The following is a 13,782-nucleotide window of genomic DNA, read 5'->3' as shown; positions in this document are numbered from 1 at the left end:
GTAATATTACGGCGAAAATTCGGTTTTTACAAGTATTTATTATCATACGATATAAATCCTTGCTATTTCTTTAGCTTGGCAAAAAGCAAGAAAAAGCGCTAAAACACTGGGAATATCTGGCAATTTCGTAAGAATTAATTTAGACTATTCATCGTCCATTCTATTTCTGTTCTTAAAAAAATGCAATACCGATTGGGCGCTTTTTTCATCCATTCCCGGACAGGAAAGTAGCTCTTCGAAATCGGCTTTAGCCACGCCTTCCAAGTCTCTAAATTTTCTCATCAATGCTTTTCTTCTCACCGGACCGATTCCCGGAATATCCTCCAGAAGAGAATGGATCTGCTCTTTTCCTCGTAAGGAGCGATGATAGCTAATGGCAAAGCGATGTACCTCATCCTGAATTCTGGTAAGAAGTTTAAAGCATTCACTTCTTTCCGATAAGGGGTATTCTTGATTTCCAACCAACAATGCTCTGGTACGATGATGCTCATCCTTAATCATTCCGCAAACAGGAATGGTAATCCCCAGACTTTCCAGTACGGACTCACAAATACCGACCTGTCCCTTGCCTCCATCCATCAGTATTAAATCGGGAAATTGAGAAAAACGCCCCAGACGGTCCTCTTTTCCTCCGGCCTTATTTGCCTCCTGTTCCTTTAAGCCGTGAGAAAAGCGGCGAGTGAGCATCTCCTTCATCGCTCCGTAATCATCCTGTCCTACTATACTTTGTATTCTAAATTTTCTATATTCGTTGGGTTTTTCTTTTCCTTCCTGATAAACCACCATGGAGCCTACCGTTAGAGCACCGGAGGTATTGGAAATATCATAGGATTCGATTCTTTTAGGAATATCCGGAAGCCCACAGGCATTTTTCAGTTCCTCCAAAGCTTCTTTTCGCTTCTTTTCCTCCATTCTGTATTTTTCTACATAGCGAAGCATCAAAATGCCTGCATTCTTTCCTGCCAGCTCCACCAGCTTCTCTTTATCTCCTTGCTTGGGAACCAGAATATAAACCTTCTTTCCCTTCACATAGCTTAACCATTCTTCCAAAATCTTTTGATCCGGAAGCTCAACGGGTAAATGGATTTCCTTTGGAATAAAAGGTGTACCGTTATAAAACTGTTGTAAAAAGCTGGCTAAGATTTCTCCATCACTTTGTTCTTCGTCGATTCGCAAAAACTGGTGATCTCTGCCAATAATTTTTCCGTCACGAACGAAGAAAATCTGCACAATACAGTCACTGTGGTCTCTTCGTAATCCTATAATGTCCCTGTCCTCACCGTCCAAAGCAGTAATCTTTTGTTTGTTTTGTAAACTTTGAATTGCCTGAATCAAATCTCGAAATTCCATAGCTTTTTCAAAGTCCAAACGCTCGGATGCTTCCAACATCTTCTCTTCCAATTCCTTAAGGGTTGCTTCGGTTTTTCCGGATAAAAACTCTGTAAGTTTCGGAATGGAGGCTCTGTATTCTTCCTTGGTCTGCTTTAAAACACAAGGTCCCAGGCATTGTCCCATATCATAGTAAATGCAAGGGCGGGTTAAAGGATTATCCTCCGAAAATACTTTATTACAATTCCGAATATGCATGGTTTTTCTGAGTAACTCAATCACCTCATTGACCCGCTCCATAGAAGCGTAGGGGCCGTAATATTTTGAACTCTTAATCTTCTTATTACGGGAGGCAAAAAGCCTGGGATATGGCTCTTCCACACTTAATCGAATATAGGGATAGGCTTTGTCATCCTTTAACAGAGTGTTATAGCGGGGCTTATATTCTTTAATCAGATTGGATTCCAGCACCAAAGCCTCTATCTCTGAATCCACAACAATATATTCAAAGCGTCGGATTTGAGCGACCATCTGTTGAATTTTCACGGATTTTTTCGTGGATTTTTGAAAATATTGTTTGACTCTGTTTTTCAGAATTTTCGCTTTTCCAACGTAAATCACTTCATCCATATCGCCATGCATTAAATAAACTCCCGGCATTGCCGGGAGTTTTTTCAACTCTTCTTCAATAATAAACTCTTTATCAAAGTTTTTCTTATCCATTATTTCCTTCCTGATCCGTCTTAGCTTCGGATTGTACCGATGCTCCCTCTTCCTTGGTATAGAAATAGGAAAAATCATAATTACTTCCCGCATTCCAAAACAGCCATTCATCATATCCGCTATCGTATACAGCCTGAATTTGTGCCCGGAATTGTTCCTTTTCATAAGGAATATAATGCTGTAGATAGGATGCTGTAAAGCCCTGTAGCCAGGGACGAACCGTTGCCTGATAGTTGTCTCCGCTTTTCACCAAAGCCAGTTCCTTCTGAGATGACCTTAAAGCAGAGTAAATCGTTTTGTAGGGATCCGTATCCGGATGTTCTATACCGAAATTTCCGTCTCCATAGTGAGAGGGATAAATCATAGGACACATATAGTCCACGGAAGCTGCCATATCCGAATAATCCTGTCCAACAGCGGTACTGTCCACATAGGAACCTATAATGGTTCCAAAAACATCCGTAGAAAAAAAGACTTGTTTATTCGCTAAACGATCTGACATATACTGTACAAATTCTGTAATAATTTGGGTTTTATTGGTCTCTGCTTCTTCCGGGTACTGCACTTCCTTCATACCCTTCTCGGTACAAAATCGAACGTAATCCAACTGAATTTCATCAAATCCGTCATCAGCACAACGTTCCGCCACAGAAGCAATATAATCCCAATAATCTTTTTTATAAGGATTAATCCAGGTCATCCCGCTATTATCTTTAAATAAGCTTCCATCCGCCTTCTGATTCATCCATTCCGGATGAACTTCTCCCATGGCAGGGTCGCGAAAACAAACCAAACGAGCAATTAAATACAGTCCCTGATCATGGCATTTTTTTAGCAATGCCGGTAAGTCTTTGACGATATTCGTCGTATTGTAGAACTCCTGCTGTCCGCCATTATTCATCTGATATACGATTTGTCCGTTATCATTTTTAATATCAATGACTAAAGCATTCAGCTCAGTATCCTTCATTTTCGATAAGATATCCTCCATTTTCGGAGAACCGGCGGTAAGGTCTGTAATATAAATTCCCTTTACCTTTACCCTGTCCTTCTGAATATCTTTTTTCTTCCAAATCAAGGCCTCTTTTGCTTTCTCCTCCTCTTCCGCCTTTTCCTTAGCCAACAAGCTTTCCTGTGCCAGGGATTCTTTATACAAAGATTCCGCTTGTAATTCAGATTCGTACTGTTTCAGCTCCGGGGTTTTGTTTACATTGTACTGTAAAGGCTCCGGAGTCTTACAGGAACTTAATAAGCTGAAGGTAAGAAGAAAAAGGAAAAGAAAAGAAATATATTTTCTCATAATCCTCCCACTTTTTGCCTAAAACACAGGATAATTATATCACTTTACCCCTATATTACAAGAAAAATTGGGATTGGATGATTTTCCGCTGTTGGATAAGTCTGAAATTCTCTCGAAGATATTCCTTAAATAAAAAAAGTTTTAAAAATCAAAATAATTTTCTAATCAATATAGGCCTGAAACGAGGCACGCTCTCGCTAGCTTCGCCACGAAGCGGATACTAAGCGAAAAACTGCGTTTCTCTTGTTTTTCGCAAGTACCGTCGTGCTCAGACTGCCTCGTATTCAGACCTATATTGCCGAAAATTTCTATTTTTGATTTTTAAAACCCTTTTTTCCGCGTTAAAGCTTAATGAATACACTCCGGAAACAGATGATATATCCGGCTTTTCCGATTCATCAGAAAACTCGGTATTGTGCAAGTTTTATTCTTTTCCTAATACGGAATCAGCTACCTCATCAGCCAACTTCTCTAAAGCGCTGCGATCCACGGATGCGGACTTTACAGTAAGAATGTCGCCGATATAGCTCATATTTTTCATCTCATCAAAGGCTTTCTTCATCAGCTTACCGCTTTGAGGAGCCCAGCTTCCATTTTCCAAAATAGCAATCTTTCGATTCTGCACATTCAGATTCTTCATGTCGGTAATGAGATTTTCCATCTTCGGAAAAAGGTTATTGTTATAGGTTGTTCCCGCAAATACCAGATGACTGGCACGGAAACATTCTGCAATGCAATAGGATACATCCGTCTTGGATACATCGTAGGCTTTGATGTTCTTAACTCCACGAATACCAAGCTCTAATGCAAAATGGTCTACGACGGTTTCTGTATTGCCATAAACGGAATTATACAGAATCACAACGGCCTTCTCTTCCGGAAGATAACGGGACCATTTGTCATATTTATCAATGATAAAAGAAAGGTCTTCCGTCCAAATCGGTCCATGTAAAGGACAAAGCATCTCTACTTCCAGACTTAAGGCCTTTTTTAAAGCCGCCTGGGTTTGAGGGCCGTACTTTCCAACAATATTGGAATAATAACGTCTGGCATCATCCAGAAAATCCTTATCCTTATATCTTTGCTCGTGGGCAAGGATGTTGCCGTTGTTGCAACCGAAAACACCAAAGGCGTCTGCAGAGAATAAGGTCTTGTCCGTCATATCATAGGTAAACATAACCTCAGGCCAGTGTACCATAGGTGCAAAGACAAACTTAAGGGTATGTCTTCCTACAGAAAACTCATCGCCTTCCTTCACTTCCACCTTTCTGTCTGCAGGAATAGTCATCTGATAAAACTGATCCAGCATCTGAAAAGTTTTAGCATTGGAAATAATGGAAAGCTTTGGATATTTTTCGTACAAGTCCTGAATGCTCCCGCAATGGTCCGGCTCCATATGATTGATTACCAGATAATCCAAGGCCTTTCCCGCAAGGGCAAACTCTATATTCTCAATAAAATGGCGAGAAACGGTTTGGTCGCAGGTATCCAACAAAACGGTCTTTTCATCCAGTAAAAGATAGGAATTATAGCTTACGCCTCTGTCCAATGGAAACAAATTCTCAAACAGATGCAGTCTTCTATCTTCTACTCCAACATATACTAAATCATCTCTAAGTTTTCTGCATGAATACATCTTTTACTCCTCTGATGGCTCGAACTGATCCTTTCCTACACCGCATAAGGGGCAAAGAAAATCTTCAGGAACATCTTCCCAAGCTGTTCCCGCTGCAACATTTGCACTTTCCTCTCCTACTTCAGGATCATAGATATAACCACATACTGTACATACATATTTCTTCATGATATTCTCTCCTTTTTCTTTAAACTTAAGTGTTAAGCTTACGCTCGAAGGGTAGTTTATCATTAGATTGTGCACAAGTCTAGTAATTTTAGGAATTATTTTTGTTTTTCCCTAAAAACAGAAAAGAGAGCTCTAACCATTCTACTATTTCTATACGAAAGTACCATAAATTCAGTTGTTACATAACTGTAAGCCATAAGAAAAGGAGCTTCTTATGAAGCTCCCTTTAATTCTTAGTCCTCTACAGTAATAATCTCGCGCTTATTATAAGAACCACAAGCCTTACAAACTCTGTGAGGCATAACCAATGCACCACACTTAGAGCACTTTACAAGGTTTGTTGCACCCATCTTCCAATTTGCTCTTCTGCTATCTCTGCGGGCTTTGGATGATTTATTCTTTGGACAAATAGACATATTTACACCTCCTGTCTTAACCGAGTTTGAATCGGTGAATTTGGGCTATGCTTTACATTAGAAAAACACACTCGTGTAAAGATACACTAGTTTTCAGTAAAATGCAAGCAAAATCTAAAGGAAAGCGAAAAAATTATGCCTAATTTAAGCTTCAATCAAACGCTTTGTATCTCTTGCGATAGCCAATTCTTCATTGGTAGGAATCAAGAAAATCTTAACCTTGGAATCATCAGTGGAAATTAAACGCTCTTTTCCGCGAACATTGTTTCTTTCCGGATCAATCTTAGCACCAAGATAAGAGAAATACTCATCAATAACAATCTGTCTTGTTACCTTATCATTCTCTCCCACACCTGCTGTAAAGGAAATGGCATCCACACCGTTCATAGCTGCTACATAAGAACCGATATACTTGGCAACTCTGTAACGAAATGCATCAAGAGCTACTTTTGCCATGTGATTTCCTTCTTCAGCGGCATTCTCAATGTCACGGAAATCGGAAGAAATACCGGTCATTCCCAATACACCGGACTTCTTATTCAAAATATTTAAAACTTCATCAACAGTTTTATTCTCGTGGTTGGCAATAAACTGGATTACTCCTCCATCGATATCTCCGGAACGGGTACCCATAATCAGACCTTCCAACGGGGTAAGTCCCATGGAAGTATCTACAGCCTTGCCACCGATAGATGCGGAGATGGAAGCACCGTTACCTAAATGACATACGATAACCTTTGCCTTCTCCGGATCCAAACCGCCGAAACGAATGGTTTCCTGAGAAACGTAGGCATGGCTGGTACCATGGAAGCCGTAACGACGAATCGCGTACTTATCATAGTATTCCTTAGGAATAGCATAGTAATATGCCTTCTCCGGAAGGGTCATACCGAAGGTAGTATCGAAAACCGCTACATTCTTCTTACCGGGAACAACTTTTTCACAAGCCTCAATTCCCATTAAGTTTGCCGGGTTATGTAAGGGGCCTAAGTCAAAGCACTCCCGGATAACTTTCTTTACTTCATCATTTACAATAATACTTTCCGTGAAACGATTGGAGCCATGCAGTACACGATGTCCGATTGCACCGATTTCATCAACGGACTTAACCACACCATACTCTCCTGTCAGTGCATCAAAAACCAGCTTCACTGCCACAGAATGGTCCGGAAGATCTGTTTCAACCACATAATCTTCTTTTCCGGGAACCTCGTGCTTTAATCTGGAACCGGGAATACCGATTCTTTCGCAAAGTCCCTTGGCCATTACGGTCTCTCCCTCCATATCAATAAGCTGATACTTCAAAGAAGATGATCCACAGTTAATTACTAAAATTTTCATAGTTCCTCCCAATAATTAGTTATTATCGTAAAGTTGGCACTGCACTGCAGTAATCGCAACAACACCTACAATATCGGCAACATTACATCCACGGGATAAGTCATTAACCGGTCTTGCAATTCCCTGAGTCATGGGTCCGTAAGCTTCAGCCTTTGCCAATCTCTGCACAAGCTTATAGCCGATGTTTCCTGCATCTAAATCCGGGAAAATCAAGGTATTGGCATGACCTGCCACCTTGGAGCCGGGAGCTTTTAAGCTGGCTACGGATTCAACCAAAGCGGCATCCAACTGTAATTCTCCATCCACTAAAAGATTCGGATTATTCTCTTTCACAATCTTAGTAGCATCCTGTACCTTGGTAACCTCTTCATGCTTTGCAGATCCCATGGTGGAGTAAGACAGCATAGCCACCTTAGGCTCAGCCCCTACCAAGAAACGGAAGGACTCTGCGGAAGACTCTGCAATTGCTGCCAGCTCTTCAGAAGTCGGGTTTTGATTTAAACCGCAATCAGAGAAGACAAAGGTTCCCTTCTCTCCGTATTCACAATCAGGAACAACCATAACAAAGAAAGCGGAAACAAGCTTTGTGCCCGGCTTGGTCTTTAAAATCTGAAGAGATGGACGGAGGGTATCCGCGGTAGAGTGGTTCGCTCCGGAAACCAAACCGTCAGCCTCTCCCTTCTTAACCATCATAACACCAAAATAGGTGTTGCTTTCTGTCAGAAGCTTTCTTGCCTCTTCTTCCGTCATCCCCTTTGACTTTCTAAGTTCTACCAGGGTAGAAACATATTCGTCTAACTTGGCATAAGTCTTCGGGTTCACAATTTCAATACCGGAAAGGTCTACTCCCCAAGCTTTGGCATCCTTCTCCACCTGCTCCTTCTCTCCAAGAAGAATCAAGCGGGAAAATCCCTCTTTCTGAATCTGTTCTGCCGCCTGAAGAACTCTCTTGTCTTCAGATTCCGGTAATACGATGGTCTTCTGCTTTGCCTTTGCTTTTGCTTTTACATCCTCAATAAATGACATATTCTCTCCTTTTTCTGACATGATAAAACTCTTCCTTGCCATTATAGCAAAGGAAGAGAGAGTAAAAAAGGGAAGTTCTAAAGAACATTGCATATTTTTGTATACTATATCCAATATCCTTCCCTTTTAATTAAACATATTTTAGTATTTTTCGAAACGTTCCAAAGGAACAACCATAATGGTTGCGCCGCCAATCTCCACATTCATGGGCATGGTGGTGTAATTCATCAGACTGGAACCGGAAACATAGGGCATGTTTACAGTGATTTCCTGACGACTTCCACTTTGCTGTTTAATGATATCAATACACTGCTCCAGCTGTTCGTCCTGAAGGGCAATCATTAAAGTAGTACTTCCCTTTCTTAAAAAGCCACCAGTCGTAGATAGCCTGGTTACCGTAAAGCCTTCCTGCATTAAAGCGGAAGTTACATCATCTTCATTATCATTCCGTATTATGGCATAAACCAGCTTCATTCTTACTACCTCCTTCTTGTCTTTATACTATCACAATTTTATGAACTTTTCACGTCGTTCTTCTCTTCCTGTCAGGTAGATTTCCTGAAATAATTGTCCCGCAAATAAATCCCACTTCATCAGCCTTATATTTTCCCATTCAGGATGCTCCTTCAGAGCATTTCCTAATCGAAAAATGCTGTTTGGAGGAAGGTGAGACAGCAAATCTCTCCCTAAGCTGCTTGCGGCTAAAATTCTGTAATAGGGAGAGACTTTATCCAATTCTTCTCTTGCCTCTTCTTCTCTTATATCCAAAAGAATATGGAGTAGAGACCTGCTTACTCTGCTATAAGTATAATTTTTCCCTTTAAGATATTGAATCCACTGCGTAAAAGGAAGTTTTTTCGCAAAAGAAGCTTCTATTCTATTTGCCAGATCAGAAGATACATCCCAAAAAGAATCCAAAGCAATCTTATCTCTTTTTAATTCCATTAAACGATAGCGAAGAAAAGGATAGAGCTTCTCCGCTTCTGTATAGCAAGGGTGATCACAATCCTTTCCGCAGCTTTCCCGAATATCCTTTCGGATACTGTGGGCGGAAGCAAGGTGCAAGTTTCTCCGAATGATTCCCACATCCATAGAAGAATGAAGTCTCTCTAAAGCCATTAAGTAGGAAATTCCCAAACCGTCATTGGCCAAAATTTCCCCCGTAAAAAAAGCTTCCAAAGCTATTTCTCTCGCCCTGGGATAAGAATTTCCCTTTGCCATAAATTCCTTTAATTGTTTTTGATATTCCTTTTCCTGCCCCTCTTTCTCTCGAAGAAAAAACCTGGCAAGGCTTCTAAGCCTATTTAAATCGTAGGATTCCGAGCCGAAAACCAATATATCCACAAAGGAAAGCTCTTCCAAAATCTTAATGGCTCCGTAAGCAAAATATTCACTGGAGGCCAGGGAATAAAGAACCGGCAGTTGGATAACAAGGTCTATTCCCTTGTTTACCGCCTTCTCCGCCCTTTCGAATTTTGAAAAAAAAGCAGGTTCTCCCCTTTGTACAAAGTCTCCCGACATTACGGTTACAATATACTCCGCCTGAAAATCCTGCCGAATACCCCGGAGTAAGTATTCATGTCCCTTATGAAAGGGGTTAAACTCACTGACTACACCGGCTACTTTTTTCCCATTGATCATGATTACCACTCCACACAATCCGATAAAGCGGAACGTTTTGCCAAAGCTATCTCCAATTCCGGCTCCTTTACCTCTTTTTTCACGGTAGCCAAAGCCAGGTCCGGATCATTGTTTTCCGCACTGAGATGCCCCAGAAATACTTTTTTTAAGTCGGGATGTACCAGTTCCTTTAACAACTCTCCACTATGAAGATTGGAAAGGTGACCCACATTGGATAAAATTCTTCTTTTTAATGCCATAGGATAGGGTCCTTTTTCCACCATAGTAACATCATGATTGGCCTCCAGAAGCAGAACATCCAGCTTTTGTAAATGAGAGATTGTGTACTCATCATAACAACCTAAATCCGTAACCACCGCCACAGATTTTTCTCCACAGCTCACCCGATAAGCCACAGGATCTCTGGTATCATGAGAAACACTGAAGGGTAAGACGGAAAGATCTCCGATTTGAAAGCTTTCATCCTTTAGAATAGGTCGTAAAAGCTCCTTGGGGAACTCTTTCATGGCATCACAAAGTAAAATTCCCTGTAATGTTCCCAGGGTGGCATAAACGGGGATAGTGTATTTTCTGCAAAGGCTTCCTATGGCCTTAATATGATCGATATGTTCATGGGTAACACAGATTCCCTCAATATCTTTACAGGATATATCCAGGCCTCTTAATGCCGACTCTATACTCCGGATTCCTACCCCCGCATCCAAAAGGATATGGTGGGATCCGGAGGAAACAAAACTTACATTTCCGCTAGATCCGCTGGAAATACTGGCAAATCTCATCTCTTACTCTTTCTATACTCTCTTCCGTATTAATTACTAGTTGTGCCTGCTCTTTAAAGCGCTCAACGCTTTGGCTGTGAATAATCTGAAAGGCTTCTTCTTTCTCCAGTCCCCGACTTTCTATTAGCCGTTTACAACGTGTTTCCTCCGATGCATCCAGATAAAAAATCAGGTCACATTGAGAAAGAAAATCCTGATTGGGCAAAGCCGTCTCCACTGCAAGCTTTTCTCCCAGCAGTCTTACCCGCTCTATTTCTTTAGATACTTCTTGAAAAACCAAAGGATGAATCAATTCTTCCAAATGCTTCTTTCTCTCCGGCTCAGTAAACAGCAGAGTTCTAAGTCTTGAAAAGGATAAAGCTCCCTCCTTTGTAAATACCGAAGCGGGCAAAAGCTTTTTTATTTCTCTTAAAACAGCTTCTTCTTGATATAATGCTTTAGCCAACTCGTCCATTCGTAAAATACGATAGGAAAAGTCCCCTTGGAGGATGGAAAGTACGGTGGATTTTCCGCTGGCAATCCCTCCGATTACCCCAATGATTTCCTTCTTCACCCTTTCCGCCTTTCCCATTCCTCCATTAAATAAGCCCTGGCTTCTTCCAAGCCTTCCTCCGTAAAGGGAAAGCTTTTATAGCTTTTCTCCTCTTCTTTCGTATAAGCAAAGGCAAAGGGCTCCGGCCAGCAGGCTACCAACAAATGATTCTCCCCTTCTTCTTCCTTTTTTTCCATAAAATACCGCATTCCCTGAAAGGAAGCAGTATATCTTTCCTTTTTCAAAAAGCTAAGGGGCATTAAATCCTTCTTTTCGATTTCCATTTAGTGAGCCTCATCCCAGTTATTTCCTACAGTAGCCTCTACAATCAAGGGAACCGGTAGAGAAACTACATGTTCCATAGCGGAAACCAGAATATCCTTTACGGTCTCCAGCTCCTCCTTTACAACTTCCAATAAGAGCTCATCATGGATTTGAAGAACAATACGGCTTTGACAGTTCTTTTCTGTTAGCTTTTGATCTACAATCACCATAGCCTTTTTGATAATATCCGCAGCAGTTCCCTGAATAGGAGCGTTCATGGCTACACGCTCACTAAAGCTTCTTCTCATAAAGTTGGAGGCATGAATCTCCGGTAAAGGTCTGCGTCTGCCAAAAAGGGTCTTCACAAAGGAATGTTCTCTGGCAAAGGCTACTTCTCCGTCTAAATATTCCTTAACTTTGGGATAGCTTGTAAAATATCGCTCAATATACTCCTTGGCCTCCTGCCGGGAGATGCTTAAGCCTTCGGAAAGCCCGAAGGCGGAAATGCCGTAGACAATACCGAAGTTCACCGCCTTGGCATTTCTTCTAAGCTCCGGCGTTACCTCTTCCAAAGGCACGTGGAACACTTCGGAGGCGGTTACTCTATGAATATCCGCATCCTTCCTGTAGGCTTCAATCAGTTTTTCATCCTTGGACAAAGAAGCTAAAAGTCTAAGCTCTACCTGGGAATAGTCCGCATCCAGAAAAACAGATCCCTCCTTAGGAATAAAAACGGAACGGAATACCCTTCCCATCTCCGTACGAATCGGAATGTTCTGTAAATTCGGTTCAGTGGAAGAAAGCCTTCCTGTGGCCGTTACCATCTGCTGGAAGCTTCCGTGAATTCTTTGGTCCTCTCCCACATAATTGCTTAATCCTTCCGCATAGGTGGAGTTTAGCTTGGAATAGGTTCTGTATTTTAAGATTTTCTCTACAATAGGATAGTCTTCTTGTAATTTTTCTAAAACATCCACCGCAGTGGAATATCCGGTCTTCGTCTTCTTTCCTCCGGGAAGCTGCATTTTCTCAAAAAGGATTCCCCCAAGCTGTTGAGGAGAATTAATATTAAATTCTTCCCCTGCCATAGCATAGATTTCTTCCTGCAGCATGGCAATATTCTTCTTAAGCTCTTCTCCGTAGGACAGAAGAGCCTCCTTATCTACTAAAATTCCTGCCTTCTCCATACGGTAAAGTACAGGCACCAAAGGCTCTTCCACATCCCTATACAATTCCCACTGCTCTGTATCCTTCAGCTCCTGAAAAATTCTATTTTTAGCCTGCCAAGAAACAAAGGCGGAATATAGCCCCTCTTCAGCGGTATTTTGAAGCTCCTTCTTTCCCGGCAGTACAAGGTCCATATAATCTCTGGCTAAGTCATCATAGGCATAAGAATCCTTTAAAGGATTCAAAAGGTAAGCTCCTAGAGATAAATCATGAATTTCACCCTCTAAAAGCTCCTCCCAAAGATGGTACTGATCCTTTAACTGCAGGGTGAAATATTCTCCCTCCTTCAGAAGCTCTGTGAGCTCTTCTTCGCAAAGGGACAGAGGGATACGATAGAGTCTTGTGTCGGAAAGGCAGAGATAAACATACAGCTTTCCCCCATCGGATGGATCTGCTTGCATAAAAATGCCGGCTGATTTTTGTTTTTTTGCATCCTTAAAGGCAATTTTGGCAAGATAAGGATCTGTAACATCCTTCCACGCAGGAAGACTAAGTTTTTTCTCCGCTGTACTCTCCTCCTCTTCAAAACGGGAATAAAGGGAACGGAATTCCCACTTTCGAATCAATTCCTTACTTTCGGAATTAGCATAGTTTTCCCACTTACAATCGGAAAAATTTAAGCTAATAGGCACATGAATATTGATGGTGGCAAGCTCCTTGGAGAGCTTCGCCAGTTCAAAATGCTCCTTAAGGTCCTTTCCGGCACTTGGTTTTCTGGGCACTTTAAATTCAGAATCCTCTGCATGGGCATAGGCTTCCTCGATACTTTTATACTTTTGAATAATCCATGTAGCGGTTTTTTCTCCCATTCCCGGAACTCCCGGTATATTGTCGGAGCTGTCTCCCATGAGAGCCTTTAAATCAATAAACTCTATGGGGCTTACCCCCCATTCCTCCTCCACATCCTTGGGATAATAGGAAAAAACCTTAGTTTCCCCCTTAGAGGTTTTGGGAATACTGATTTTTATATGTTCATCGGACAGTTGTAACAGATCCCGGTCTCCGGAAACTACCACTACTTCCTTCCCCTCTGCCTGCATTTGCTTGGCAACGGTTCCCAGAATGTCATCCGCTTCAAAGCCCTCCATCATCAGGAGAGGCATATGCATTTTCCGTAAAAGCTCCTGCAATAAAGGAACCTGTTCCTTCAGTTCCTCTGGCATTCCCTTTCTGGTACCCTTATATTCCGGAAATAGCTTATGGCGAAAAGTGGGCTTTGGAACATCAAAGGCCACAGCCACATATTCTGTCTCTTCCAGCTCTATCTCTTTAAACAAAATGTTTAAAAAGCCATAGATTCCGTTGGTGGGAATTCCCTCTTTATTGTTTAAAAAAGGAACCCCATAGAAGGCTCTGCTTAATATACTATGACCATCAATTAATAAGATTTTCTCTCTTTTCAA

Annotated in this window: 13 protein-coding genes; all 13 read right to left on the bottom strand. The window is 41.5% G+C overall.

The window, feature by feature from the left end:
- Nucleotides 1–144 precede the first annotated feature (144 nt).
- Nucleotides 145–2,052 carry an excinuclease ABC subunit UvrC gene (gene uvrC, locus RYO92_RS05890; protein ID WP_315369774.1) on the bottom strand — a complete coding sequence of 636 codons (1,908 nt, stop codon included), beginning with the start codon at nucleotides 2,050–2,052 and terminating at the stop codon, nucleotides 145–147.
- Nucleotides 2,045–3,352 (bottom strand): putative glycoside hydrolase, encoded by a 1,308-nt coding sequence (locus RYO92_RS05885; RefSeq protein WP_183684049.1) that lies wholly within the window; start codon nucleotides 3,350–3,352, stop codon nucleotides 2,045–2,047. Before RYO92_RS05885 ends, uvrC begins: the two co-directional genes overlap by 8 nt.
- A gap of 424 nt (nucleotides 3,353–3,776) precedes the next feature.
- A complete protein-coding gene (locus RYO92_RS05880) occupies nucleotides 3,777–4,988 on the bottom strand; it encodes an FprA family A-type flavoprotein (RefSeq protein ID WP_315369773.1) in 1,212 nt (403 codons plus the stop codon).
- A 3-nt stretch (nucleotides 4,989–4,991) separates the two neighbouring features.
- Entirely contained in the window at nucleotides 4,992–5,156 is a 165-nt protein-coding gene (rd, locus tag RYO92_RS05875; protein ID WP_183684051.1) for a rubredoxin, read from the bottom strand.
- A 233-nt stretch (nucleotides 5,157–5,389) separates the two neighbouring features.
- Complete coding sequence (gene rpmF, locus RYO92_RS05870) at nucleotides 5,390–5,572, bottom strand: 50S ribosomal protein L32 (protein WP_007156060.1); 183 nt, start codon at nucleotides 5,570–5,572, stop codon at nucleotides 5,390–5,392.
- Nucleotides 5,573–5,716: 144 nt separating this feature from the next.
- Nucleotides 5,717–6,913, bottom strand: coding sequence for an acetate kinase (locus RYO92_RS05865; protein WP_183684053.1), 1,197 nt, complete (start codon nucleotides 6,911–6,913; stop codon nucleotides 5,717–5,719).
- Nucleotides 6,914–6,928: 15 nt separating this feature from the next.
- Nucleotides 6,929–7,939: a phosphate acetyltransferase gene (gene pta / locus RYO92_RS05860; protein ID WP_315369772.1), complete on the bottom strand. Its 1,011-nt coding sequence runs from the start codon at nucleotides 7,937–7,939 to the stop codon at nucleotides 6,929–6,931.
- Nucleotides 7,940–8,080: 141 nt separating this feature from the next.
- On the bottom strand, nucleotides 8,081–8,413 hold the full coding sequence (locus RYO92_RS05855; RefSeq protein WP_007156056.1) for a cyclic-di-AMP receptor: 333 nt from the start codon (nucleotides 8,411–8,413) through the stop codon (nucleotides 8,081–8,083).
- A 30-nt stretch (nucleotides 8,414–8,443) separates the two neighbouring features.
- Entirely contained in the window at nucleotides 8,444–9,580 is a 1,137-nt protein-coding gene (locus tag RYO92_RS05850) for a nucleotidyltransferase family protein (RefSeq protein ID WP_314346140.1), read from the bottom strand.
- A 2-nt stretch (nucleotides 9,581–9,582) separates the two neighbouring features.
- Nucleotides 9,583–10,359: an MBL fold metallo-hydrolase gene (locus tag RYO92_RS05845; protein ID WP_315369771.1), complete on the bottom strand. Its 777-nt coding sequence runs from the start codon at nucleotides 10,357–10,359 to the stop codon at nucleotides 9,583–9,585.
- The gene (gene coaE / locus RYO92_RS05840) at nucleotides 10,328–10,930 is read right to left on the bottom strand and encodes a dephospho-CoA kinase (RefSeq protein ID WP_314667438.1); all 603 of its coding nucleotides are present in this window, start codon (nucleotides 10,928–10,930) and stop codon (nucleotides 10,328–10,330) included. The genes RYO92_RS05845 and coaE overlap by 32 nt, the downstream gene beginning before the upstream one ends.
- Complete coding sequence (locus tag RYO92_RS05835; protein ID WP_183684058.1) at nucleotides 10,909–11,175, bottom strand: hypothetical protein; 267 nt, start codon at nucleotides 11,173–11,175, stop codon at nucleotides 10,909–10,911. Before RYO92_RS05835 ends, coaE begins: the two co-directional genes overlap by 22 nt.
- Nucleotides 11,176–13,782: a DNA polymerase I gene (polA, locus tag RYO92_RS05830; protein ID WP_315369770.1), complete on the bottom strand. Its 2,607-nt coding sequence runs from the start codon at nucleotides 13,780–13,782 to the stop codon at nucleotides 11,176–11,178.

It is taken from the genome of Oribacterium sinus, assembly GCF_963553175.1.
In the GTDB taxonomy this organism is placed as follows: Bacteria; Bacillota; Clostridia; order Lachnospirales; family Lachnospiraceae; genus Oribacterium; species Oribacterium sinus_B.
Note: the sequence above shows the minus strand (reverse complement) of the source record. Positions and strands in the feature narration are given on the sequence as shown.